At 65.0% G+C, this 23,337-nt stretch carries 23 protein-coding genes and 2 pseudogenes; 4 read left to right on the plus strand and 21 right to left on the minus strand.

What is annotated here, in order from left to right; translation table 11 throughout:
- A partial coding sequence (locus tag AE618_RS26950; RefSeq protein WP_054212145.1) for a type IV secretory system conjugative DNA transfer family protein occupies positions 1 to 1,592 on the plus strand: 1,592 nt, incomplete at its 5' end.
- The gene (locus AE618_RS26955) at positions 1,582 to 2,706 is read left to right on the plus strand and encodes an LPD7 domain-containing protein (RefSeq protein ID WP_156330519.1); all 1,125 of its coding nucleotides are present in this window, start codon (positions 1,582 to 1,584) and stop codon (positions 2,704 to 2,706) included. The genes AE618_RS26950 and AE618_RS26955, both read left to right, overlap by 11 nt.
- A gap of 17 nt (positions 2,707 to 2,723) precedes the next feature.
- On the opposite strand, the gene AE618_RS29110 is transcribed toward AE618_RS26955, so the two are convergent.
- The 6 genes and pseudogenes from AE618_RS29110 to AE618_RS29115 form a co-directional block, all read right to left on the minus strand.
- A complete protein-coding gene (locus tag AE618_RS29110; RefSeq protein WP_082365631.1) occupies positions 2,724 to 2,963 on the minus strand; it encodes a DUF411 domain-containing protein in 240 nt (79 codons plus the stop codon).
- Between the two features lies 1 nt (position 2,964).
- A complete protein-coding gene (locus tag AE618_RS29350) occupies positions 2,965 to 3,417 on the minus strand; it encodes a sensor histidine kinase (RefSeq protein WP_432704532.1) in 453 nt (150 codons plus the stop codon).
- Positions 3,418 to 3,484: 67 nt separating this feature from the next.
- Positions 3,485 to 4,048: pseudogene (locus AE618_RS29355) on the minus strand (HAMP domain-containing protein); the annotation flags it as partial.
- Positions 3,934 to 4,365: a hypothetical protein gene (locus AE618_RS28995; protein ID WP_248311045.1), complete on the minus strand. Its 432-nt coding sequence runs from the start codon at positions 4,363 to 4,365 to the stop codon at positions 3,934 to 3,936. The pseudogene AE618_RS29355 and the gene AE618_RS28995, both read right to left, overlap by 115 nt.
- Before the next feature lie 109 nt (positions 4,366 to 4,474).
- Positions 4,475 to 4,543 (minus strand): annotated as a pseudogene (locus tag AE618_RS29360) (hypothetical protein); the annotation flags it as partial.
- Positions 4,543 to 4,995, minus strand: coding sequence for a response regulator (locus tag AE618_RS29115; RefSeq protein WP_282568533.1), 453 nt, complete (start codon positions 4,993 to 4,995; stop codon positions 4,543 to 4,545). The gene AE618_RS29115 and the pseudogene AE618_RS29360, both read right to left, overlap by 1 nt.
- Between AE618_RS29115 and AE618_RS29200 the strand changes: the two genes are divergently transcribed.
- Together AE618_RS29200 and AE618_RS26975 are read left to right on the plus strand one after the other, a co-directional pair.
- A complete protein-coding gene (locus tag AE618_RS29200) occupies positions 4,925 to 5,296 on the plus strand; it encodes a helix-turn-helix domain-containing protein (protein ID WP_349236455.1) in 372 nt (123 codons plus the stop codon). The genes AE618_RS29115 and AE618_RS29200 overlap by 71 nt on opposite strands.
- Positions 5,239 to 5,709 carry a recombinase zinc beta ribbon domain-containing protein gene (locus AE618_RS26975; protein ID WP_248311046.1) on the plus strand — a complete coding sequence of 157 codons (471 nt, stop codon included), beginning with the start codon at positions 5,239 to 5,241 and terminating at the stop codon, positions 5,707 to 5,709. Before AE618_RS29200 ends, AE618_RS26975 begins: the two co-directional genes overlap by 58 nt.
- A gap of 18 nt (positions 5,710 to 5,727) precedes the next feature.
- Here the strand turns inward: AE618_RS26975 and AE618_RS26980 are convergent, their stop codons facing one another.
- The 15 genes from AE618_RS26980 to AE618_RS27050 all read right to left on the minus strand — a co-directional run bounded on the left by AE618_RS26980 (position 5,728) and on the right by AE618_RS27050 (position 23,330).
- Positions 5,728 to 6,456: an MBL fold metallo-hydrolase gene (locus tag AE618_RS26980; protein ID WP_197280903.1), complete on the minus strand. Its 729-nt coding sequence runs from the start codon at positions 6,454 to 6,456 to the stop codon at positions 5,728 to 5,730.
- Between the two features lie 335 nt (positions 6,457 to 6,791).
- Entirely contained in the window at positions 6,792 to 8,783 is a 1,992-nt protein-coding gene (locus AE618_RS26985) for a CaiB/BaiF CoA-transferase family protein (protein WP_054212152.1), read from the minus strand.
- Entirely contained in the window at positions 8,780 to 10,156 is a 1,377-nt protein-coding gene (locus AE618_RS26990; protein WP_054212153.1) for an MmgE/PrpD family protein, read from the minus strand. Before AE618_RS26990 ends, AE618_RS26985 begins: the two co-directional genes overlap by 4 nt.
- Before the next feature lie 5 nt (positions 10,157 to 10,161).
- Positions 10,162 to 11,292 (minus strand): NADH:flavin oxidoreductase/NADH oxidase, encoded by a 1,131-nt coding sequence (locus tag AE618_RS26995; RefSeq protein WP_054212154.1) that lies wholly within the window; start codon positions 11,290 to 11,292, stop codon positions 10,162 to 10,164.
- An 18-nt stretch (positions 11,293 to 11,310) separates the two neighbouring features.
- Positions 11,311 to 12,690: an MmgE/PrpD family protein gene (locus AE618_RS27000; protein ID WP_054212155.1), complete on the minus strand. Its 1,380-nt coding sequence runs from the start codon at positions 12,688 to 12,690 to the stop codon at positions 11,311 to 11,313.
- Positions 12,680 to 14,788, minus strand: a complete 2,109-nt coding sequence (locus tag AE618_RS27005) for an acetate--CoA ligase family protein (protein ID WP_054212156.1) — start codon at positions 14,786 to 14,788, stop codon at positions 12,680 to 12,682. Before AE618_RS27005 ends, AE618_RS27000 begins: the two co-directional genes overlap by 11 nt.
- Positions 14,788 to 15,957: an acyl-CoA dehydrogenase family protein gene (locus AE618_RS27010; RefSeq protein ID WP_054212157.1), complete on the minus strand. Its 1,170-nt coding sequence runs from the start codon at positions 15,955 to 15,957 to the stop codon at positions 14,788 to 14,790. The genes AE618_RS27005 and AE618_RS27010 overlap by 1 nt, the downstream gene beginning before the upstream one ends.
- 5 nt (positions 15,958 to 15,962) lie before the next feature.
- The gene (locus AE618_RS27015; RefSeq protein ID WP_197280904.1) at positions 15,963 to 17,123 is read right to left on the minus strand and encodes a CaiB/BaiF CoA transferase family protein; all 1,161 of its coding nucleotides are present in this window, start codon (positions 17,121 to 17,123) and stop codon (positions 15,963 to 15,965) included.
- Positions 17,124 to 17,125: 2 nt separating this feature from the next.
- Complete coding sequence (locus AE618_RS27020; protein WP_054212159.1) at positions 17,126 to 17,911, minus strand: enoyl-CoA hydratase/isomerase family protein; 786 nt, start codon at positions 17,909 to 17,911, stop codon at positions 17,126 to 17,128.
- Entirely contained in the window at positions 17,908 to 18,726 is an 819-nt protein-coding gene (locus tag AE618_RS27025; protein ID WP_054212160.1) for an alpha/beta fold hydrolase, read from the minus strand. Before AE618_RS27025 ends, AE618_RS27020 begins: the two co-directional genes overlap by 4 nt.
- Positions 18,723 to 19,457: an ABC transporter ATP-binding protein gene (locus tag AE618_RS27030; RefSeq protein ID WP_054212161.1), complete on the minus strand. Its 735-nt coding sequence runs from the start codon at positions 19,455 to 19,457 to the stop codon at positions 18,723 to 18,725. The genes AE618_RS27025 and AE618_RS27030 overlap by 4 nt, the downstream gene beginning before the upstream one ends.
- Entirely contained in the window at positions 19,450 to 20,199 is a 750-nt protein-coding gene (locus AE618_RS27035) for an ABC transporter ATP-binding protein (protein WP_349236456.1), read from the minus strand. The genes AE618_RS27030 and AE618_RS27035 overlap by 8 nt, the downstream gene beginning before the upstream one ends.
- Positions 20,196 to 21,182 (minus strand): branched-chain amino acid ABC transporter permease, encoded by a 987-nt coding sequence (locus tag AE618_RS27040; RefSeq protein ID WP_082365632.1) that lies wholly within the window; start codon positions 21,180 to 21,182, stop codon positions 20,196 to 20,198. Before AE618_RS27040 ends, AE618_RS27035 begins: the two co-directional genes overlap by 4 nt.
- Before the next feature lie 3 nt (positions 21,183 to 21,185).
- Positions 21,186 to 22,061, minus strand: coding sequence for a branched-chain amino acid ABC transporter permease (locus AE618_RS27045; protein WP_054212163.1), 876 nt, complete (start codon positions 22,059 to 22,061; stop codon positions 21,186 to 21,188).
- A 54-nt stretch (positions 22,062 to 22,115) separates the two neighbouring features.
- On the minus strand, positions 22,116 to 23,330 hold the full coding sequence (locus AE618_RS27050; protein ID WP_082365633.1) for an ABC transporter substrate-binding protein: 1,215 nt from the start codon (positions 23,328 to 23,330) through the stop codon (positions 22,116 to 22,118).
- Positions 23,331 to 23,337: the final 7 nt, after the last annotated feature.

A 23,337-nucleotide genomic window follows, 5' to 3' on the forward strand; every position in this document is an offset into this window, starting at 1 on the left:
GCATGCTGCTCGGCCGGAAGGACGGAAAATTCCTCTGCTTCGGCGGGCCTGAGCACGTCATGGTCTATGCCCCAACGCGCTCGGGCAAAGGCGTCGGCTATGTCATCCCGAACCTGCTGAACTGGCCCGATTCCGTGGTCGCGCTCGACGTCAAGAAGGAGAACTTTGATCGCACGGCCGGGTTTCGGGAGGCGAGCGGGCAGGCCGTGGTCCTGTTCGATCCGCTCGACGAGCAGGGCCGAACGGCACGTTACAATCCGCTCGCTTATGTCCGCCGCGATCCCGTCGATCTCTATGACGATCTCCAGCGCATCGCGGTGATGCTGTTCCCGGCCGAGAACCGGGCCGACCCGTTCTGGTTCGAGACTGCCCGCTCGGCCTTTGTCGCGATCGGCGGTTACGTCGCCGAAACGCCAGGTCTGCCCCTGACCATCGGCGAAATCCTGCGGCAGCTTTCGGCGTCCAGTGATCTGAAGGCTCATTTCCTCGCCGCGATGAAGGAGCGCGCCAAAAGCACCGCGCCGCTCTCGTCACATTGCATCGGGGCGCTGAATGATTTTCTGTCGGCGTCCGAGAACACGATGAACTCAGTCCGGAAGACCACGACGGCGCGGCTCGGCCTCTGGCTGAATCCGCGCATCGATGCCGCGACGTCTGCGAATGATTTCGACCTTCGCGAGCTGCGCTCCCGGCCGATGTCGATCTATCTCGGCGTCACGCCAGACAATCTTGACCGCATGGCACCGCTGCTCAACCTGTTCTTCCAGCAGGTCATCGACCTGAACAGCCGCGAGCTGCCGGAGCAGAATCCGAAGCTCAATCGCCGTGTTCTGCTGCTGCTCGACGAATTCCCCGCGCTCGGCCATGTCGGCGTGCTCGCAAAATCCGTCGCCTTCGTCGCGGGCTACGGCATTCGCCTTCTCACGATCATCCAGAGTCCGGCGCAACTCCGGGCGATCTACGGCCCCGATCTCGCCAAGACCATCATGACCAACCATGCCATCGAGGTCGTGTTCGCCCCGAAAGAGCAGGACGTCGCCAACGAATTATCCGAGCGGATCGGCTACGACACGGTCCAGGCAAAAAGCCGCTCGCGACCGTGGGGCCTATCGTCGGGAAAGCGCAGCGAGTCCGTCTCGGATCAGCGTCGCGCGCTGATGCTGCCGCAGGAACTCAAGCTGATCCCGTCATCCAAGGCATTCATCCTGGCGGCCAGCGTGCCGCCGATCATCTGCGACAAGATCATCTACTACGAGGACGCCGCCTTCACCGCGCGACTGAAAGCGCCACCGGTGATCGCGCCCAACCGCGGACCCTCGAACATGCTGCTTGCAAGCGAGATCATCGAGCTGAAATCCGCCGTCGCCGAGTTGCAGGCGACGTTCCGGACCCGGCCGATGACGGATGAAGAAATCGCCGACCCGTCGCTGATCCCGGACGATGCGACCTTCGACTTCGGCGATGTGCCGGTCGATCTCGAAGGCCTGTCCGAGGACGAGCTCAAGGACTGGTGCTCGCAGGTGATCGATGCGGCGATCATTCCGGCGAAGGGAACAGGCGGATCTCTAAGGGAGGCGCGCCGTGGACGATAATCGCAAGGATCAGGGTGAATTCACCATCGAGCGCGACAGTGAGAAGGATCGTGGCGCCAGCACGTCGTCATCACGTGGCAGATCGAGCGCGCCTCCGAGAGGTCGAGCGGGGCAAGCGGAGTTCGATCTCGGGCAGAAGGATCATCGCGAGATCGACGGCGGAATGCCAGAGCGGCTCCGGCGTAAGTACTACGTCGCGGAAGCCGGTCCCGGGGACGAAGCTAAGATCTATGCAGACCCCAAAGGCGAATATCTTGCTTTCAAGGTGACGTCCGAGCGCATGGCGACTCGGCTTGAAGATGCAGGCGTTGTTCGCGACATGATCTCGATCGCGCAGCATCGTGGTTGGAAGGAGGTCGAGCTGCGCGGCTCGGAAGAATTCCGGCGCACCGCCTGGCTTGAAGCCTCGGCGCGTGGGTTATCCGTGCGTGGTTACGAACCCGACCCCGTCGATCGGGCCGCGCTCGCGTTTCGAGCGAAGCCTGAGATGAGCTCGACCAAAGCGCCGCAAACCCCGCAGAACCGCGAGGCCGGAGCATCGGAAACAGTCACCGTCGACGTCGTCTCAGCCAAACGACCGATCAATGTGACGGTCATGCCGCCGGAAAGTCGTGGCGCAAGAACCCAGTTGCGCAATCATGCTGATGACGCCGTGCCAACAAGCTGGAACGCCGCGAAGGAGCCGACGATATCGCTCGCTGGGCATGCTCGGGAGCATTCCTCGAAGCGGCCGACTATCACAATTGAAGTTGCCGCCTCGGAGGCCGGCACGTCACAACGACTGCAGCGCGATCAATGGAAGGCACGTTCGGATCGTTTCCGGACAGGCGACGCGCAACAGTCCGCGGGAGGCGATGCCGTTAAAGCAGCTCGGTCGCAGCTTGCGGCGATCGAGCGGGCGCTCGCAAAGGCCGTTCGCGATCCTGAACTGCGACAGGCGGTTCTGGGCTTTGCGACGGAGCGGATTGCTCGGGAGCTTGAGAAAGGGAGGGAATTTGAGCGCAAGCAGGTTAGACAAAGCATTCAGTGCCAGCAAAAGACCGCACCTGGTCCAGGCAAGATCAAGTTCCCACACAACCTGGCAAATCGCAGACCCCCCGATCTAGACCGGTAGGGAATTCGAATGTCTGCTCAATGACTGCCGTAGACGGTGGTTCGACCGTCAGCACCAACAAGCAATGTCTGAAATTTCTCCGGTGCGACCCCCGACACTTCCATTCCCGGTGATCCGACCGGCATGTCGGGAACGGCGAGGCCGAGTGCCACCGGCCTCTCCTTCAACAATCTGCGGATGTCAGAGGCTGGTACGTGGCCCTCAACGAAATATCCATCGACAATGCCGGTGTGGCAGGACTGGACCTTATCCGGCACTCTAAAGCGCGTTTGCTCGCGCCCATGTCCTGGCTTTCGACGACGCGCGACGTGAAGCCGGCCTCGTCACACGAAGGCCACCTTGCGGGCGGTTCGCTAGGGTGATTTCGCCGCCGTGGGCCACGACGACGGCACGGGCAATGGTCAGTCCAAGGCCAGAGCCGCCAGTTTCACGCCCGCGCGTTTCCTCGAGGTGGACGAAGGGTTGGAAGACGCGCTCCATATCTCTGTCGGGAATGCCGGGGCCGTCGTCCTCGACCGTTATGACGAGGCCGGCGGGTGTTTCGGTGACGACGACCATGGCGCGCGTTCCATGTTTCACCGCATTGCCGATGACGTTCCAGAAGGCGCGCTTGAGCGCGAGCAGCCGGCCGAGCACGCGGCCATGGCCGGTTCCGCCGAGGCTGACCGAATGTCCCTGGTCGCCATGGTCTTCGACGATCGTCTCGATCACCGAGACGATCGTCGATCGGCCTGATCGCCTCGCTGGAGACGCCGCCGCGCAGGAACTCCAACGTCGAATCGATCATGCCCTCCATCTCGGCGAGGTCGGCGTCGACGAGGTCGCGCGTCGCCTCGTCCTCCATTAGTTCGGAGCGCAGCCGCAACCGCGTGATCGGCGTGCGCAGATCATGCGAGACGGCCGCCAGCGCCTGCATGCGCTCGGAGACGAGGCGCTGGATGCGCTCGCGCATGGTGTTGAAGGCGCGTGCGGCGTGACGGACCTCGGCCGGGCCGGACTCGGAGAGCGGTTGCGGCGTCTGGTCGAGGCTGAAGCGCTCGGCGGCGAGCGCGAGGTCGCGCAGTGGCCGTGTCGCCCAGCGCAGCAGCAGGACGGCGACGACGACGATTGCGACGCCAAAGCAGATGGTGACCGCCAGCACGCTCCAGTCGGCATGCCGCGTCGCGCCGAGCGTGGTCGAGGAGAAGTTGAGCCAGGAGCCGTCGTCGAGCCGGACCGATACCAGCATCATGTGCCGGTAGGCATCGGCCTCGCCCGAGCCGAGCGCGCCGTCGTCGGCGAAGCCGAGCCGGAAGGATTCCGCCGCGAGATCGGGCGCCAGCTCCTTGAGCTTGGCCTGCATCGCCGCCGTACGCTCGGTGGCAGCACCGTTCCCAGCACCAGACTGACCTTGCTCCAGTGGACTTCGAGACTGGCGCTCGACAAGTCATGCGCGGCGCGGTCGCGCTCCGGCTCCTGGGGAATCCCGGCGATAGCGCGCTTGATAGAGACGATGCGCTCGGCGAGGCCCCGGCCGCGCTGCGCGCTCGCCAGATTCTCGACGCCGACGCGGTAGGCCCAGTAGCCGACGAGGTGGAACGCGAGCAGCGCCGCGACCAGGATCAGGATGGCGCGGCTCGCCACCGTGTCGGGGAAGCTCCGCTTGAGGAGGCGTGTCATGCAGGCTGGCCCTCGCGCATCCGGACCGACGCCGTGAACAGGTAGCCGCTCCGCGAACGGTCTTGATCAACTGGCCGCCATGAGCATCGGTCTCCAGCTTACTACGCAACCTGCTGATCTGGACATCGATCATCCGGTTGAAGGGGTCGTCGCTTCTGCGGGTCTCGGCGAACTGCATCAGGGCTTCGCGAGACAAACCCGGTTGGCGTGCTCGACGAATGCGACCAGCAGGTCGAACTCGCCGGTGGAGAGATCGACCTGCGTGCCCAAGGGCGAGGTCAGCTCGCGCCGACGCAGATCCAGTCTCCAGCCGTCGAAGGCGACGGCCTCGCCGCCGCCGGCGGAGCCGCGAGTCACGCGCGATCGGCGCAGGACCGCCTGACGCGCGCGAGCAGTTCGTGCGGGCTGAACGGCTTTGTGACGTAGTCGTCGGCGCCCGCCTCCAGCGCGGTCGCTCTCCTCGCTACGCGCCGTCAGCATCATGATCGGCACCTGCGACGCAGCGCGAACATCGCCGCAGAGGTCGAAGCTCGACCGTCCAGGCAGCATCAGGTCGAGAATGACCAGGTCGATCTCGGCCTGTCGCAGGACGTCCATCAACGATGGCGTCGAGCCCTGGCTCAACCTCACCGACGCCGCCAGGCTCCTTAAGGTCTCGACCAGGACGCTCAGACTCGCCGCCGAAGCCGGTGAGATCGAAGCCGTCAATGCCCTGCCGGACGGGCCTTGGGTCTTCGCGCGCTCCGCTCTGGCCACGGATGCCGCCCAATCCATCACCGCACAGGCGCGGCAGAACCCCAAATACCTCGCGGGATCACATCCCGCCGAGCAAAACCTCTTTGTCTTCAATCACATATACAGATGGGTGTTCCGATGCGCGGTTGTAAGACGAGCGTCGGGGCGGCCTATGCCGTCGATGGCATCAAGGTGAAGACCCGCCGCAAGGCGCGGGACGAATGGCTCGCCCTGAAGCCCGGCGCCCATGACGGCTATGTGAGCTGGGAAAGGTTCGAAGCGATCCGCACGATGGTGGCAGGCAATGTTCCGACCGGCAGGCATCACGGCGCGCCCAAGCATGGCGAGGCGCTGCTCTCCGGCCTGACCCGCTGCCGGCGCTGCGGCCGTAAGCTGACGCTTCGCTACATCGGAGCCAAGCACGGCATCCCGCGCTACAGCTGCAGCCGCGCCTGGATGGACCATGGCGGCCCGTCCTGCATCGCCTTCGGCGGCCTGCGCGTGGACGACGCGATCGTGCACCTGCCATCGCCACGAACAACAACCTCGGCTTGTACTGGTAAAAACCTCAATGTCCGAACAACAACTACTACCTCGCCGAAGTTCTGATCTCCGAATGTACAGACATCAGAGCTGCACCCTCCACGTTCCGCTGACCTGCTCGACACGGCCTTCTGCATGCAATTTCTCCAGATGCGCCAGGACATTGCGTTCGGCCGCTAGCCGCAGCCAGGGATCCGTCTTGGAATAGAGTCTGTCCATGAGATTCCAGGTGTTCGACGGTCCGTAGCGCAAGGCTTCATAAATGGCCTCCTCCCGTTCGATCCGGCGATTGAGCAGGTCTGTTACAAAGGGTGCTGGATCCGACAGCGGCGGACCATGACCCGGGAGGTAAAAACTATCGTTCCGCGAGAGCATCAGGCGAAGGCTTGCGCAGTAGGTGGCCATGTCGCCGTCGGGCGGGGAGACGATGCTGCTCGACCATGACATTACGTGATCGGCGCTGAAAACGATCCCATCCCGGGCCGCGAAGCAGAGATGGTCGCTGGCGTGCCCCGGCGTGTGGATCGCGAGCATTCCCGCCACCACGTCCCGATCGTGGATGAGGATATCCGGCTCGAAGGATGGATCGGCTACCCGATGGAACGCAAAGGTCGGTGCTCCCGTCCTGGCCTTAAGAGAGGAGGTGGCGCCCAGATGATCTGAATGCGTGTGGCTGACGAGGATAGCGCAGACCTTGCCGCCAGTCGCCGAGATGATGTCGTCGAGGTGACCGGCATCCTCCGGCCCAGGATCGAGCACAACATAGCCCTCATCCGCTTCAATAAGATATGTGTTCGTGCCGTGATAGGTCATGAGGCTCGGATTGTTCGCAACGATTCGCCTGATGCCCGGCAGAACGGGCAACGCTACACCTCGCTGAGGCTCCGGTTCCTCGAGAAAAGCCAATATTCGGTCCCTCCAAGCATGCCCAGATATCCAGACAGCGCAAAAAACGGCTCGGAAATGCCGTTTCTAAATTGCGTCGACCTTGATCAGCGCGCATCGATATCGCAAAAATACACGCCCATGCGCGGTGGATCAACAATGTGTCTCAGATAGATTATACAGCACAAGAAGCCCCAAGCGCTCTCGCTAACTGCTGTATAGGTCGCGCGGTGCTTTGCTTCGCTCAATTCGCGCGCTTAAGATCACCTCCGAGCGATCGGCCTGCAGATCTGGGCTACGTACTCGTTCGCCTCGCCGAGGGGTCCGATCGCCGCGATCGCAACCGTCTTCTCGGCCGAGAAACGAAAAGGGCATCGAAACAGAGGCCAGGACCTGCCGTTTCCATCGACATGCGTCTGGATCGAACTTTTCTCGTCGCCGGCCTCGACTTCGGCGATCTCGTTGAGCGTCCGGACGGCGCCGGCGGCGATGCCGGCCTGCTTTAGCAGCTCGATCGCCGCTGCTCTCGTCGGCGCGCTCTTTGGGCCGACGATCTTGTCCGCCACAGAGGGCTGGCAAGCCGCCACGACATATCCGTCGGTGCAGGGTAGCACCGTGCACGGGTTGGCCGATGACGACTTGTCCCACAGCGTCTGCGTCAACCAGACTGCGACATCTTGCATCGACAGGTCGATCATAGTGCCGCGTCCGGTCTGCCTGCGCTGCTCGAGCCCGTAGATCACGGCAAGCAGTCCAGCAATGCCGCCGGTGACGTCCGCGGCCGAGATCCCAAGCTTGAATGGTGTGCCTCCCGCCCTGGTTACATCCATAAGACCCGACATCGCCTGCACGACAGTGTCGAAAGCTGGCCGGCCGGGATAGGCGGAATCCTGCCCGAATCCTGATATGCCGCAATAGACGAGACGGGAGTTGAGCTCAGACAGCCGTCCCCAGCCGAAGCCGAGCTTGTCGAGCGAACCAGGCTTCATATTCTCGATCAGAACATCCGAATGCTGCAACAGTTGCTCGAAAATCTGGCGGTCGGCCTCGTTGCGCAGATCGAGGAGACAGCTGCGCTTGTTCGCATTGTTCATTGTGAAGAAGTAGCCCTGTCCGTCCTGGTGCGGAGGCCAGGCACGCGAGGCTTCACCTCCGGGAGGTTCGATCTTGATAACCTCCGCACCAAGCAGCGCCAGTTGCTTGGCCGCCAGCGGGGCTGTCGTGTACTGCCCGATCTCGATGACGCGCAGCCCTGCCAGCGGTTGGGCCGGAACCTGGCGGGATGTCGTGGGCGTCATCGATCCACGGCCCGGCGCTGCCTTCAAGAAACCGAGCGGCGCAGGCCCGTCACCCGTCGAGACCGACCGGCGATGTTTCAGATTGGGGTCCTGCCCCAGTTCGTCGAGCGTCAGGATCGGCCCGGCGGCAAGGCCCGCCCCGCTCAACGCCGCGACGCAATCCTTGACCGACAGCGTCGATGTCCAGGCATCGACCTTCCGGTCGACCGCCTCGTATTGCTGGACGCGATCGGCCAGCTTGGCGAACCTGCCTTCGGCGAGATCCGGCTGGCCCATAATGGTGCAGAGCTTCATCCAGTGCTCGTCGGTGGCTGAGCACAGCAGGATCCAGCCGTCGGTCGTCCTGTAGGAATTCCATGGCGCGGCCATGGGATGCCGGTTGCCCGAACGGTGCGGCGTCTTTCCGGCGTAGACCAGTGGCAGGAACGACGAGAGGCCGTTCAGGGCGCAGTCGAGCAGGGAAAGTGAAATGCGCTGTCCCTCTCCCGTGAGAGCCAGGCGCGGCCAAGCCACGAGGATACCGGCGGCCGCAAAGATGGCGGTTTGCAATTCGATGACCGGGGCGTCGCAGATGGTCGGCGGCGTGTCCCTGGTCCCGGTCAGATCGGCGATGCCCGACGCCGCCTGCAGGAGCGGCTCGGTCCAGTGGCCGTGCCGGCCCGTATCGTCGACCGTGATGTCGAGGACGATCTGGTCGGGCCGGCAGACGGGAAGCGCCATTTCGCTGGAGCAATCCGACGAATACAGGACGACATTGGCACGGGCAAACGCCTCGGCGCGCGCCTCGACCGTTGCTGGCAGGCGTGTCTTAAAACGTGAGAGCGCATCCTGCGGAGAATCTGCAAAGTCGATCACGGTCGCGCCGAGCTGTGCGAGCAGCCCACCGCAAGCCCTGACTGCCGGGCGGCAGTTCCACTCCAGCACGGTAAGAGCATCGAGCCGTTGTTCGAGCCTCATCGCGCGAAGGCCTTCTGAAGGCCGCTGACGTCCACGCTTGTCGGGAACGACTGGATCTCGCGGAGCAGTGTATGGAACTCGGCGTCGCTCAATCGGTCGCCCACGAGAGCGCGCGCCTTGAGCCTTAGCCGCTCGATATCCATCGGATTGGCCGGCGTGCCGACGCTGTCGAGCACGAGCTCCGTGCGCCGCTCGCCGTTGTGAAAGGCGACCTCGACCTCGGTGCCGAAATGAACCGGATAGGATGCTTCGAGCGCTTCGTCCGCTTCGACCTCGACCCGGTCCGCCCAGGCAAGGATGCGCGCGTCAGACAGATTGGCGGTCTCGAATGCGTCGAAGCGTTCAGGTCCGTAGGCTAGCGTCGCTCCGACCGTGTAGGGAAGGCTGTATTGTGCAGCCATGGGTGTCTTGGGGCGCCGGACCATGTGCTGCTCGACGAGCTTGCGCGGGCCGCGCACCGTGATCGAGGCAATCTGCTCGGACGTCGCGGAGAAATTGTTGGTGGTGGTGCGCAGGCCGTCGATCATGGAGTGAAGCAGTCGGCAGCAGGCATAGGGCTTGATGCTGATGTCATGAATCGCGAGGCCGTTCGGGCCCATTTTATTCAGTTCGGCCGGCATCGGATCGTCGCCGTAAAGCGCCAGGAAGCCGTATTTGCCGTCGAGGCTGCGGAGCGGGGCATCGATGCCCGCCAGCGCCATCTGCGCTGCGAGCACACCGTTGCGGGCGGCGTATCCGGCGTGAAGGCGCTTGACCTCGGCGCCGGTGACCTCCTGCGAAAACTGCATCGATCCCGCGGAGAGGGACAAGGCGTGGCCCCAGGCGCAGCTGATCCCGTCCGCATCGAGGCCCAGGAGCTTGCCGACGGTCGCTGCAGCGCCGAAAACGCCGAGGACCGCAGTGGGATGGAAGCCTGTGGCGATGAGGCGTTCGGCACGCGAGGCTATGCCGATGCGCGCCATAGCCTCGTATCCGGCCGCGACGGCCGCCATCACGTCCCGTCCCGAAGCTGCCGTCTCGGCAGCGACGGCCAGTGCGGCCGGTATCACGACTGCGCCGGGATGACTCAGCGAGGCGTCATGCGTGTCGTCGAGTTCGAAGCTGTGACCGGCGGCGCCGTTCACGAACGCGACGATCTCAGCCGTCGCCATGATGTCGCTGGCGACGATACGGGCGGGGCCGGGGCCGCGGTAGCGATCAGCCCAGCGATGCAGTGCAACGATCCAGGGACGTGACGTGCCACCGAAAGCGACACCGGTATAATCCAGAATCAGCGACTGGATCTGGATCCGATCGGCCTCACCGAGCGCGCCTGAATCGAGTGCGAGAAGCTCCGCGGCGAAAGCCTGCGTATGATCGACGTCGTACGTCATGATGCTCAGCTCCCGACGGCCTGGCGTTCACGAAATGGCTTCAGGAAGTCGCCGGCGCGCATGGAGGGGTGGGAGCGCTCGTATTGCGGCGGAAAATAGACTTCATCGCCGAAGTGGGCCGCAGCGTGCCAGGGCCAGCGCGGATTGTAGAGCATCCCCCGCCCCAGCGCGACGAAGTCGGCCTGTCCATAGGCCAGGATGTCCTCTGCCTGCTGAGGCTGCGTGATCAGCCCCACGGCCATCGTTGGGATTCCGACCTCGCGGCGGATCTGTTCGGCGAAGGGGACCTGGTAGCTGGGGCCGACCGGGATCTTCTGCTTGTCCGTCGAGCCGCCGCTTGAGGCGCAGATATAGTCGCAGCCACGCCTTTCTAGCTCGCGGGCGAAGACGACGGATTCCTCCGGGGTCCAGCCGCCTTCGGCCCAGTCCGTCGCCGATATGCGGACACCGAGCGGCTTGCGCTCCGGCCAGACCGCGCGAACCGCCTCGAAGACCGATAGCGGGAAGCGCATGCGGTTCTCCGGGCTGCCTCCATACGAATCCGTGCGGGCATTGGCGAAGGGCGTAAGGAAGGAGTGCAGCAGATAGCCATGCGCGTTGTGGATCTCGATGATGTCGAAGCCTGCCGCATCGGCCCGTATTGCGGCGTCGCGGAAGGCTTCCCGGACCTGCGCCAGACCCGCTTCGTCGAGGGCCTCAGGCATCGGGCGGCCGGGGTATGCAACCGCGGAGGGGCTCGCCATCAGCCAGCCGCCCTCGCCATCCTGCATGCCGACCTGCTTCTCCCAGGGAACGGTGACGGAGCCCTTTCGGCCAGAATGGGCGAGCTGCATGCCCAGTTTCGCGCCGCCGTGCCTCCGGCAGAAATCAACTATGTTCCGCAGTCCCTCGACATGATCGTCCGACCAGATGCCGAGGCATTTGCCGCTGACCCGGCCGCGAGGCTCAACGGCCGTAGCCTCGGTGAAGACGAGTCCCGCTCCGGAGGCCGCTAGATGGCCGAGATGCATCAGGTGCCAGTCCGTCGCGAAGCCTTCGGCATCGGCCGAGTACTGACCCATCGGTGAGACGACGATACGGTTGTCGAACGTGACAGACCGCAGGGTCGTCGGCGAGAAAAGCATCGTCTTGGACATGTTCCTCAGGCCCTCTTCTTATTTTGCGTTTGGTGTGTTCAGCAGAACGTCGATGTCCTCGATCTGCTGGATGGCGAGCACAGCCGACTTGAGCCGTTCGTTCGAGGCCTCTCCGAGGACCGGAATGACCATCTCGTCGAATTTGACGAGCAGGGCTTCGTCGCTAAGCGGATGCCGCGCCGAGCCGAGGGGTTCGTCGATATAGCGGCGATGCTCGGCACCGGCCTTCGTCCTGACAAGGACTTTGGCCGAGCGCAGGCGCGGATAGTCGGCTTCGCAGGCGTCGTCGACGCGAACATCGACCTTGCCGGCCAGCGCCGAGAGCTCGGCCTCGGACAGCACGTCCGCATCGAAATCAGCGATGCCGACGCGCTCCCTAGCCGCCGCCAGCGCGGTGCAAAAGCGGTAGTTCATCTGTGCCGACGGCATGTCGTGCCAACCGCCATTGGCGTGGCCGGCTGCGATCTCATAGGTGCCGATCTCGATGGCGGCGATTTCGCCCGGCGCGACGCCCTCTTCCCGAGCGATCGCGATGACCGCGTCCAGACCCGGATGCAGATGGCGGCAACAGGCATAGGGCTTGATGTAGCAGCGCGAGACGTTGAACGATTCTCCCAGCCCGGCGACCAACTTCGCCGCATCGGCCTTGCCGGCAAAGGCCTGCAGGAAACCGTCCTCGACTTCCAGCACGCCAGCGGGTCCAGTCATGCCGTTGCGCGCCAGATGGGCGGCCAGCAGACCCTCGCGCGCAGCGAAGCCGGGGTGGAGGCGCTTGATCTCCCCGCCGCCGTGCAGGAAGGCGAACAGGCCCGCCGCCGAGCTCGCCGCGATGGCTAGCGCATGGGCGGTCTGGCGGGCGTCGAGGCCGAGCACCGAGGCGGCCGCAGCGGCCGCTCCCAGCACGCCGGTGATCGACGTGTTGTGGAAGCCCCGCTTGCGCGACGCCGGGTGGACGGTCTCGGCGACGCGTGTCACCACCTCGTAGCCGGCGGCGATGGCAGCGGCGACGCGCCGCCCGTCAACCTTGTTGCCCCAGGCGGCGGCGAGCACGGCGGGGATGACGGGCGCGCCGGGATGGACGGAGCCGGCACGATAGCCGTCGTCCAGCTCCAGGCCATGCGCGCTCGCGCCCATCAGATAGGCGGCGGAAAGACGCTGGCGCTTCGCTGAGAAGCCGGGGACGGGAATGTCGCCTTCCGGCTCGAGTTCGGCGATGGTGCGCTCGGCGATGCGGGCAGGCGAGCCCTGCGTGCCGGCGATGATCGCACCGAATGTGTCGAGCAGGTGCCGGCGCACACCGCGCCGCGCGGCCTTGTCGAGATGGTCGAAGCGCAGGCCGGCGCAGAAAGCGGCGAGTTCCGCCGTTGGGCCATCGGGGATACGGTTGTCAGACTTCATCGCGACGTCCGCCCTTGATCAACAGTGCATCGAGAGCGACGACGCCGTCGCCCTGCCTGCAGATGAGTACCGGGTTGATTTCGGCCTCCTCGACATCGAAAAAGGCCAGCTGGGAAAAGGCGGCGATCGCACTGGCGAGAGCCTCTAGATCGCCCAGCTCCATGCCGCGATAGCCCCGCAACGGCGCAAAACCGCGAACCTCCGCAATCATCCGGCGGGCCTCGTCGACGTCCACCGGTGCGATCCTGACCGAGACGTCCCGATAGATCTCCGTCAGGACGCCGCCGACCCCGAGAGTGACCACCGGTCCGACTGTGGGGTCGAGGCCGTATCCCAGCAGCGCCTCGCCGATGCCGCGGAGCATGGGCTGGACCTGGATTCCGCTCAGCCGGGCGTCCGGAGCGGCCTTCCGGACGCTGGCAAGGATCAGGCGGCAGGCGGCCTTCAGTGCCGCCTCGTCGGCGCAGCCGACGACCACGCCGCCGACCTCCGTCTTATGGGCAATGTCCTGGGACAGGATCTTGGCAACGGCCGGATAGGTCATGTCGGCGAGAGGCATCTGATCGATCGCGGACATGTCCGCCGGGAGAATCCGCTCCGACGCCATCGGGACGCCGAGTCGGGCGAAGATCTCGCCCGCCGCCTTCGCGTCAAGCGAGCCGCCCTGCGCCGTCGCGAGCATTTGCGCGATGCCGTTGGGCACGCCTGCCGGCAGGATCGTGCGCGGCGCCCGCCAGTCGAAATACGCGCGAATGGCGTCGGCGCAGGATTCAGGCGTCCGGAAGGCCGCGACTTCGGCCTCGGAGAGCATGCTCAGCGAAGCTTCGGCGTGCGGGGTCAGAAAGACCGCGACGGGCTTGGCCGGATCGTGCTTCACAGCGCAGGTGATGGGAAATACCGCCCGGTCGGGTCTGAACTGAGAGGACGAGCCAACGATCGGAACCACCAAGTCGCAATCGGGAGATGCCATCAGTTCGCGCAGGACGGCGCCATAGGTGCGCGGGTTCGTGCCGGCCAGCGTCAAGTCCACCAACGGCGTGCGGCTGATCGTGATGCCCTGCTCGGCAAGATTGCGAACCGCGCTCTCGGACGGCGACACGATCTCGACGTCATGGCGGGACATGGCGTCGATCACCAGGGTTCCACCTCCACCGGTGGTGCTCATCACAGTGACGCGGCGTCCCGAAGGCGGCTGGCGACCTTTCACCAATGGCCCGATCTCGAGAAACGCATCCAGCGTCTCGACCCGGATCACGCCGATGTCGCGCAGGAACGCGTCCATGGCTGCGCCGTTGCCGATGATGGCGCCGGTATGAGACGCAGCGAGCTTTTCGCCGACCTCGGAGCGGCCGACCCGGAAGGCGATAACCGGCTTTCCGGCGCCAAAGGCCCGGCGCGCCATGGAAGCGAGACCGGCGGGATTGCGCACCGTTTCGAGAAACAGCATGATCGCGTCGGTCGCAGGATCGTCGATCAGCATCTCGCCGATCTCCGCGACACCGAGATCGGCCTCGTTTCCGACCGACACCATCTTGGCAAATCCCAGCCCACGCTCCTGGCCCCGCGACAGCACCGCGCCGATCAGACTGCCGCTCTGCGAGATGAGGCTGTAGCGGCCGGCCTTGAGCTCCGGCAGCGACAGAATCTCGTTTGCCGACAGAGCGATGCGGTCGGGAAGGTTGATGATGCCGAGGCTGTTGGGTCCGAGCAGGCGCATGCCGCCGTCGCGCGCCATATCGACGAGTTCGCGTTGCCGGTCGCGGCCGCTTCCGCCGCTTTCAGCAAACCCGTTCGATAGAATCGTCGCGCAGCGCACGCCCGCCCTACAACAGTCCGTCACGGCGTCGACCACGCCTTGGGTCGGCAGCATGATGAAGGCATGATCGACGGGTTTGCCGATCTGGTCGATGCTCTTGTAGGCGCGCTCGCCGAAGACGGAATCCCGATTGGCGTTGATAGGGAAGATCTCTCCGCCGTAACCGTGTCGGCGCAGATACTGGTGCGGCAGCGAAGCATGCTTGTTCTCGTCGCCGGAGGCGCCGACGAGGGCGATGCTGCCAGGACGGAAGAGGGCGTCCGAGAGATTTGCGGAAGTCATCAGGCCGGGACCTTGGCAAGCGACGGCAGACGTTGCGGGAACGTCTGGTCGAAGACGTGCTCGGCGATTCGGTTGAGCAGAATTTCGATCGTCCCGCCGGCGATCATCCAGCCGCGGGTGCGCCGGAAGCAGTATTCGACGAGCGAATCCTGGCTGTATCCAGCGCCGCCCATGACCTGGATGGCTTCGTTGGCGACGTTGAAGCCGGCCCTGTTGCAGGCGACCTTCGCGATGGCTGTTTCTTCGGCAGACGGAAACCCGCGATCCGCGCTGGCAGCTGCCCTGTAGAGCAGAAGCTGGGCCGCATCGAGCTGGATCTTCATCTCGGCGAACTTCCATTGAATGCCCTGGAAGTCGGCGAGGGGGCGTCCGAACTGCTTTCGAGTCAGCACATGGTCGCGCGCGACATCATAGGCGTAGCGGCCGAGCGCAAGCGAGCGCGACGAGTTGCCGATCCGTTCGACGTTGAATCCGGAAATCTGTTTCTTGAACCCGCCCGGCCCGAGCAGCACGTTTTCGCGGGGGATGTAGACGTTGTCGAAGAAGATCGGGTTCCACTCTTCTCCCGAGAGGAACCGGACTTGCTTGCCGAATGTGACGCCTTCGGTGCCGCGCTCGACGAGCACCGAGCCGATATTGCCGACTCCCGGCCCGAAGCGGACATAGACGAGGAACACCGTTGCATGCGTGCCGTGGGTGGTGAAGATCTTGCTTCCGCTGAGGCGAAAGCCGTCCCGGTCTTGCTTCGCCGTGGTCGTCAGTTCGGTGACGGCCGAGCCGGCATTGGGCTCCGTCATGGCCACCGAGATGAGCGCGGTTCCCTCAAGCAGCGGCTTGAGATAGCGCGCGCTCTGCTCGGGCGTCGCGTACTGCATCAGAACGCGGATCGCGCCGAAATTGCCGGCCTGGACCACGTCCGCCGAGCGCGGGCAGGAGCGCGCGATCTCCTGGATCGCAATCACGGCATCCATCAATGTCCCGCCGACGCCTCCGCTTTCCTCGCTGGCCGTGATCCCGAGCAGACCCTGCTCGGCCATCATCTTCGCGACATCCCAGGGGTAGTCGTCGCTGTGAGCCCGTTCCAGCGCGCCGGCGGCGAGGTGACGCTCGGCGAAGGCCCGGACCGAGTCGCGGAAGAGGGCCTGTTCCTCGTTCAGATTGAAATCCATGTGTGTTAGCCCGTCGTGCCGGTTTTTACGGAGGGATCGAAAGCTTCGCCGGAATCGCCGATCAGCGGGGCCGCAGCCCTGCGCGGGCGCATGACACCCGAATCCATCAGCCCGCTGCGAAGCGTGAAGGTATGGCCTTCCGTGGGATGCTCGACGGCTTCGACGAGCCCGCGGCTGCGGACATGGTCGCTGGCGACGGCTTCGTCGGGCGTGAGAACGGGGATCACCGGCAAGGCCAGTTGCGTCATGACGGCGCCGATCTCGTCACGGTCATGCGCGAGGCAATAGGTCGAGATGGCCTCCCGGAAGAGGTCGGCGCGCTCGCCATGGCTCGACAGCCGCGCCTCGTGGCCCTCATCCGTGAAATTGAGGTCGGGGCGTCCGATCAGCTCGCAGAACTTGCGCCAGATCTTGGCCTCCAGCAGGCAGACCGCGACTTTCTTGCCGTCGCGGGTCGGGTAGGTGCGATAACGCGGGTTGCCGCCCCAGACTTCCATGGTCGGCTTACCCGATCCGCCGGCATGGCGTCCGAGCGCGCTCGCCAGCCCGATATTGCCCATGCCGAAGAGGGCATCGAACATCGCAACGTCGAGATAGGCGCCTTGCCCGTCGCGGTCCCGGTTGCGCAACGCACCCATGATCGCGATCACCGCCATCGTCGCCGCTGCATAGTCAGCCGCCTGGAAGGCGGGCGCCGGCGTGTCGGCGAGCGAGAGAAGGCCGGTCGCCGCCTGGATGGCGAGGTCGTGGCCGGCGATGGGAGCGAGCGTCCCGATCTGCCCGAAGCCGGTGATGCTGCAATAGACGAGCCGCGGGTTCAGCGCCCTGGCGCGGTCCCAGTGCACGTCGAGCTTTTCGGCGCCCCCCCGGCCATAGCTCTCGACCAGGACATCCGCATCGGCGATCAGCGCATGGGCGGTCGAGCGCCCTTCCGGAGTCGAGAGGTCGAGCGCGAGCGACGTCTTGCCGCCGTTTACGGAGCAGAAATAGACGCTCTCCGTGGTGTAGAGCGGCGGGTTATGGCGGCTCGGATCCCCGTCCGGGCGTTCGACCTTGATCACCTCGGCGCCGAGGTCGGCCAGCATCTGCGTGCACCAGGGGCCCGGCAGAAGGCGGCTGAAATCGGCGATCCGGATGCCGTCGAGAGGGAGCTTGCGATCGGCCATCGTCATTCGCCCTTGAAGCTCGGACGGCGCTTCTCGAGAAAGGCCGTGATGCCCTCCTGCTTGTCCTTGGTGCCGTAGACCGTGGTGACGAGGAAGGTTTCGAACTCGATTGCAGAGGCGAGGTCCATCTGCATGCCGCGATGCACGACGCGCTTGACGAAGCCGAGGCTCAGCGGGGCGCGGGTGGCGTAGAGCTCAGCCATTTCGAGCGCCTTCTTGAGTGCGCCGCCGTGCTCGGTCAGACGGTTGATCAAACCGATCCGCAGCGCCTCGGCCGCGTCGATCGGCTCGGCCGCGAATAGCATGTCCAGCGCGTTGGAGATGCCGACAACGCGCGGCAGGCGTTGCGTGCCGCCGGCGCCGGCGACCGTGCCGATGCGGGCGCTGGTTATAGCGAAGGTCGCGCCTTCCGCCGCGACGCGCAGGTCTGCCGCCAGCGCGAGCTCGAGGCCGCCCGTCATGCAGAAACCCTCGATCGCGGCGATCACCGGCTTCGAGGAATGCTCCAGCGTCTCGTTGAGCGCGTGCCACTTGTTGAAGTAGCGCGTGCCGTCGGTCGCGGTCTTGATCTTGACTGCTTCCGTCAGGTCGGCACCAGCCGAGAAGTATTCAGCGCCGCCATAGAGGATGATGGTCCGCGTCTCGGCGTCGTCCTCCGCCGCCTCGAAGGCTGCGATGATGTCGGCCATCATCTGCAGGCTGACGGCGTTGCGCCGCTCGGGCCGGTTGAGGTTCAGGATCAGGGCGGAACCGCTGCGCTCGACCCGCAATGTCTTGTATTCAGTCATGTCGCCACTCGCTCGTGAAAATCGATCAGCAAGGCGTCCACCGCATCGGGAGCCTCGAATTGGACCCAGTGCCCCGCATCCGGGACGACGTGGAATTCGGCGTCCGGCCGCGCCCCGCGGACGAGTTCGATGCGCGCCGCGATCGAGGGCACGGGCAGCCGGTCGCTCTCGCCCCAGATCAACTGCAGGGGAGTGGAGCTCGCGCGCAGGTCGTCGATCAGCCGGTCCTGGAAGCTCACCTTGCGGCTGTCGAACCGCGTCCGGGCGATGTTCTCGCTCTGCATGCGGACCACCGGATCGTCCGGCTCCGGAGTGCGGGCCATCATGAAGGCGCCGAGATTATGCGCGACCGCCGCCGCATGGCCCGTGGAGTCTTCGGTGCCGGTAGGCACGGGCAGCAGGCTGACCTCCCGCCCGGCGGGAATGCCGAAGCCGCCGGGGCCCAGCAGCGACAGGGCGCGGACGCGGGCGCCGAGCCTGCGCGCCACGGCGGCCGAGATCACGGCGCCGAAGCTGAAGCCGACCAGGCCGAAGCGCTTGGTCGCAGGCGCGATCTGGGCGAACGAGGCAATGACCTCCTCGACATAGCCCAGCGCCTCGCGCTCGCGCGGCGCCGGCGCGTCGCCATAGCCGGGCAGCTCGACCGCAGCCACCTCGAACCGCCTGGACAGCGATTCCAAATTGGCGACCCAGTGGCTCGCCGAGCCGACGCCGCCATGGACGAGAACCAGTAGCGGTCCATCGCCGTACCGCCGCACCGCAAGCGACCCGACGCGTTCCGGCGCGACGGCCAGAGCTTTCGGATGCACGTTCATGCGGCCTCCACGTCGAGGGGCCGGCCGAGATAGGATTCGATGACGTCGGGATGCTCGACCACCTCGTCCGGCGAGCCCTCGTAGAGCTTGCGGCCGAAGTTCAGGACGACGACGCGCATCGATAGCGCGATGATGACCTCGACGAGATGCTCGATCATGACGATCGTGACGCCCGCCGCATGGATGCGCTGCAGGACGAGCATCAGCTCGTCGACCTCGCCGCGATTGACGCCGCCCATCACCTCGTCGAGCAGCAGCAGCCGTGGGCTCGTTGCCAGAGCCCTCGCGAGCTCGAGCTTCTTCTTTTCGCCCAAGGTTAGTGCGCCGGCCATGACATGGCGCTTGGCGGTGAGGCCCGTCAGCTCCATCGGCAACTCGGCCGCCTCTCGGGCCTTGGCCAACGTCGCGGCGCGCTGGCCGGAGAACAGCGCCCCGGTCATGACGTTGTCCTCGACGGACATCTCGGAGAAAGGACGAACGACCTGGAAGGTTCGCCCGATGCCGCGATGCGAGATCTGATACGGTGCCAGGCCGACCAGCGAGGTCCCCTCGAAGCGGATATCGCCCGACGATGGCGGCAGATAGCCGGTGATGAGGTTCATTAGCGTCGTCTTGCCGGCGCCATTGGGGCCGATGACCCCGACGAATTCGCCCTTGCCGACGGTCATCGAGAAATCTCCGACGGCGGTCAGGCCGCCGAAGATCTTGGACAGGCCGCTGATCTCAAGCATGACGGGCCTCCCGGATCGTGCGGGCGGACTTGCCGCCGATGAACGCGTCCCGAACCTCGGGCGACTGACGCAACTCGGCGGCGCTGCCGGCGTGGACGATGCGACCCGCCGACATGACGTATCCGCGACTGGCGACGCTCAGCGCCGCGTGGGTGTTCTGCTCGACCAGGAAGATGGTGATCTCGGTCGCGGCGATCTTGCGGATCGCCTCGAAGACCGCCTGGACGATCATCGGCGCGAGCCCGAGAGAGGGCTCGTCCAGCAGGAGGAGCCGCGGCTTTGCCATTATGGCGCGGCCCAGTGCCAGCATCTGCTGCTCGCCGCCGGACATCAGCCCGGCGCTCTGGGCCCGGCGTTCCGCAAGCCGCGGAAACAGGGTGTAGACCTCCTCGAGCCGTGCGGCGCGGCCGGCGCGCGCACTGGCGTTGAAGGATCCAAGGACCAAGTTTTCCTCGACGGTGAGGTTCGGGAAGACCTTGCGACCCTCCGGAGAGAGCGAGAGCCCGGCCTCGACACGCTGGTGGGACGCCATGGCGAGCAGGTCCTGCCCGTCATAGTTGACGCCTCCCGAGCTGGCGTCGACGAGGCCCGAGAGCACCGCCATCGTCGTCGTCTTGCCGGCGCCGTTGGCGCCGAGGAGGCAGACGACCTCGCCTTTCTGGAGATCGAAGTTCAGGCCCTGGAGAACGCTGGACTCACCGTAGCCGGCATGGAGATCGCGGACGGACAGCATGGTGCTCATGACTTGCCTCCACGTCCGGTCGCCAGCGCCGGGGCAGGGGTGCCCGCAGTGGCCTGCTGCTTCTTGCGGCGGTGCATCACGCCCTCGATACCGCGCGGCAGGAACAGGATGCAGACCACCAGCACGAGCCCAAAGGTCATCTGGCTGACGCCTTCCATGTTGCCGAACCAGATCCGGGTGCCCTCGGAGAGGGCGATGATGGCGAAGGAGCCGATGACCGGACCGGCGAGCGTGTGGATGCCGCCCAAGATCGGCGCGATCTGCGCCAGGATGGTGTTGTGCAGCGTGAAGGCGACCTCGGGGTCGAGATAGCCGCCATACCAGGCGTTGATCGCGCCCGCCGCCGACGCCATCGCGCCGGAGATGGCGACGATGATCATGCGCTGCCGGCGCGGCGCGATGCCGAGCATCTGCGCGGCCGCCTCGTTGTCGCGCATGGCTCGCGATGCGAACTGCAGTTTCGAGCACGAGATCAGAATCGCCACGCCGACACTGGCGACGGCGGCGAGCGCGGCGACGAGATAAAGCGTCTGCTGGCTCGGCCGCAGATCTTGGCGCAGGAACAGGCCGACGGCGCCGCTGGTCACGTCGGGGAGCATCAGCGCCGAGATGCGAAGCCCTTCCGAGAGGGCCAGTGTCGAGATCGCGAAAAAGATGCCCTTCAGCCCTCCGGTGACGGCAGCGACAATCAGGCCCATCAATGCGCCCGCGAGCAGGGCCACCACGAGCGTGCCCAGAATCGACCCGCTCCAGGCATTGGCCGACATGATCGCGGCATAGCTGCCGACGCCCCAGAAGGCTGAGTGCCCCAGCGAGACAAGGCCGGCATTGGCCATCAGATTCCAGCTCGTTGCGAGCATGATCAGCGTGGAGGCGCGGAACAGCCAGTTGTTGATCTGCGGAGCATCCCAGAAGGTGCTTGCGACAAGGCCAAGCGCGGATAGTACGCCGAGCGCGACCATAAAATTGGATTGACGTGCCATCGCTTAGTCCGCCACCGCTTGGCCGACGATGCCGCGCGGACGGAGCACCAGGACGAGGAAAAGAACCGCGAAGGCAACCGCTTCGGCCCAGCCGGTCCCGTTGGGGACGTAGTAGCTGACCGCGGTCTCCGCGAAGGCGAGCAGGAAGGCGCCCAGAACCGCTCCGACGATGCTTCCCAGCCCGCCGAGAACGATGATGGCAAAGCCCTTCACCAGGATGTGGAAGCCCATGAAGGGCGAGATCGCGCCGATGAAGCTCAGGATGACGCCGGTGGCGACGCCGAGCGCGACGCTGAGGCCGAAGGCGAGGGCGTACATGCGCTTGACGTTGATGCCGACCAGGACGGCCGCATCGCGCTGCTCATCGAGGGCACGCGTCGCCCGGCCAAACTCCGTGTGCCTGAGCCAGAAGAACAGGGCGCCGACCAGAACCACGGCGACGCCGAAGCCGATCAGGCGCCCGCCGGGAACGAAGACCTCGCCGAACTGGAAAGAGGAATAGGCATAAGGCGTCACGACGGAGCGCTCGTCCGCCTTCCAGATCATCACGGCGACGTTCTGCAGCACGAGGCCGATGCCGAAAGTCAGCAGGATCTGGTTGACATGCGGCGCCTTGAGGACCGGCTCGATTGCGACCTTGAACAGGGCCATACCGAAGAGGCAGCCGATGACCATCAGGAGCGGCAAAGCCAGCAGCGGGTCGATTCCGCTGACGAGGGCGATCGTGTAGGCGCCATAGGCACCGAGCATGACGGCCTCGCCATGCGCGAAGTTGATGACGCGGGTCACGCCGAAGCTCAGCGCCAGGCCGATCACCATCAGCGTGTAGATCCCGCCGAGCAGAAGCGCGTCGACGATGAGTTGTGGGATGTAGTGCATGATCCTGCTCCGCCTTGGGGCGGCCCGGGCGCTAGGCCCGGGCCGGCTCTGTCGTCACTGGACGGCGGATTTGATCTTCCCGACGGTAGGACCGGGCGGAAACAGCATCACGTTCTTTTCGCTCTGGCGCTGGAACACGACGACGTCGGAGAACGCCTGGTTCTTAGTGCCGCCGGGGGTGGGGCCGAACTTTGCGTCGCCAAGAAGCGTGTTCTTGACGTCGAGCTTCTGAAGCTCGGCTACGACCTTCGCCTTGTCGTCCCCGCCAGCCTTCTCAATGGCCAGGAAGAGCAGCATGGCGCTGACATAGCAGCCAGCGTCCTCGAAGTCGGGCTCCTGGCCATACTTCTTGATGAAGGCCGCCTCCCACTCATCGCTCGGCGGGAACAGCTTCGGATAGTCGCGATTGCCGGGGCGCTTCAGCCCGGGCAGATAGGTAGTGACACCGATCCAGCCTTCCTGGGCCGGGCCGACGGCCTTCTGCCATTCGTCGAGCTGCGTGGCCGCCGTTCCGACGAGGTAGGGCACAGGCAGCTTTCGGGTGTAGATCTGCTTGGTTAGCGTGACGGCATCGGTCGTCTGAACGAGTCCGAGCAGGATGTTGGGCTTGGAGCGCGCAATCTTCGTGAGGAGCGGATTCATGTCCGGGGCATTGGTCCGGACGATCTCCTCGGCGACGATCTCGAAGCCGGCTTCAGTCAGGTATTTCTTGGCATAGGGCTGGTGAGTCCGGCCGTAATTGTCGTCAGAGAAGACCAAGGACACCTTCTGGCCCGTCGGCAACTGGCTCTTCAGGGCCGCCGCGACGCTCTGGTGATAGTGATAGGCGTAGGGGAAAGCGTGGAAGAACTCCGGCTCGGAACCCGCCTCCTCCTCGAGCTTCGTGCTGGACGAACCGGGTACGATCCAGAGCGGCTTGGTCTGGCGCCAGGCCGGGATCGCAGCCGCCACCGTCGGGCTCGCGATCGGACCGATGATGTAGTTGACCTTCTCCTTGTTAACGAGCTCGTTGAAGACCGAGATCGTCGCTTGGGATTCCGACTGGATGTCCCGATGCAGAAGCTCAATCTTTTTGCCTGCGACCTTTCCGCCATAGACCTCAGCCGCCAACTCTGCACCACGCTTGCCGGATGCCCCGTAGGCGACGAAGCGCCCGCTGAGTTCCATCGGCACGCCGATCTTAATGGTATCCTGGGCGACTGCCGAAGAGGCAGAAAGCGCCGCGGCGGCCAAGCAGGCTAAAATGTAGGATCGATAATCAAGCTTCATGTTTCTC

This window comes from Allobosea vaviloviae (assembly GCF_001298265.1).
GTDB classification, from domain to species: Bacteria; Pseudomonadota; Alphaproteobacteria; order Rhizobiales; family Beijerinckiaceae; genus Allobosea; species Allobosea vaviloviae_B.

Excerpts from the sequence above, each read along its gene's own strand:
- AE618_RS26980 (WP_197280903.1), bottom strand. The coding sequence starts at position 6,456 with ATGACCTATCACGGCACGAACACATATCTTATTGAAGCGGATGAGGGC.
- AE618_RS27035 (WP_349236456.1), bottom strand. The coding sequence starts at position 20,199 with ATGAGCACCATGCTGTCCGTCCGCGATCTCCATGCCGGCTACGGTGAG.
- AE618_RS26995 (WP_054212154.1), bottom strand. The coding sequence starts at position 11,292 with ATGTCCAAGACGATGCTTTTCTCGCCGACGACCCTGCGGTCTGTCACG.
- AE618_RS26975 (WP_248311046.1), top strand. The coding sequence starts at position 5,239 with ATGCGCGGTTGTAAGACGAGCGTCGGGGCGGCCTATGCCGTCGATGGC.
- AE618_RS27050 (WP_082365633.1), bottom strand. The coding sequence starts at position 23,330 with ATGAAGCTTGATTATCGATCCTACATTTTAGCCTGCTTGGCCGCCGCG.
- AE618_RS27045 (WP_054212163.1), bottom strand. The coding sequence starts at position 22,061 with ATGCACTACATCCCACAACTCATCGTCGACGCGCTTCTGCTCGGCGGG.
- AE618_RS27020 (WP_054212159.1), bottom strand. The coding sequence starts at position 17,911 with ATGACTGAATACAAGACATTGCGGGTCGAGCGCAGCGGTTCCGCCCTG.
- AE618_RS27005 (WP_054212156.1), bottom strand. The coding sequence starts at position 14,788 with ATGACTTCCGCAAATCTCTCGGACGCCCTCTTCCGTCCTGGCAGCATC.
- AE618_RS29200 (WP_349236455.1), top strand. The coding sequence starts at position 4,925 with ATGACCAGGTCGATCTCGGCCTGTCGCAGGACGTCCATCAACGATGGC.
- AE618_RS27030 (WP_054212161.1), bottom strand. The coding sequence starts at position 19,457 with ATGCTTGAGATCAGCGGCCTGTCCAAGATCTTCGGCGGCCTGACCGCC.
- AE618_RS26990 (WP_054212153.1), bottom strand. The coding sequence starts at position 10,156 with ATGACGTACGACGTCGATCATACGCAGGCTTTCGCCGCGGAGCTTCTC.
- AE618_RS27010 (WP_054212157.1), bottom strand. The coding sequence starts at position 15,957 with ATGGATTTCAATCTGAACGAGGAACAGGCCCTCTTCCGCGACTCGGTC.
- AE618_RS27000 (WP_054212155.1), bottom strand. The coding sequence starts at position 12,690 with ATGAAGTCTGACAACCGTATCCCCGATGGCCCAACGGCGGAACTCGCC.
- AE618_RS26985 (WP_054212152.1), bottom strand. The coding sequence starts at position 8,783 with ATGAGGCTCGAACAACGGCTCGATGCTCTTACCGTGCTGGAGTGGAAC.
- AE618_RS28995 (WP_248311045.1), bottom strand. The coding sequence starts at position 4,365 with ATGACACGCCTCCTCAAGCGGAGCTTCCCCGACACGGTGGCGAGCCGC.
- AE618_RS27040 (WP_082365632.1), bottom strand. The coding sequence starts at position 21,182 with ATGGCACGTCAATCCAATTTTATGGTCGCGCTCGGCGTACTATCCGCG.
- AE618_RS27015 (WP_197280904.1), bottom strand. The coding sequence starts at position 17,123 with ATGGCCGATCGCAAGCTCCCTCTCGACGGCATCCGGATCGCCGATTTC.
- AE618_RS27025 (WP_054212160.1), bottom strand. The coding sequence starts at position 18,726 with ATGAACGTGCATCCGAAAGCTCTGGCCGTCGCGCCGGAACGCGTCGGG.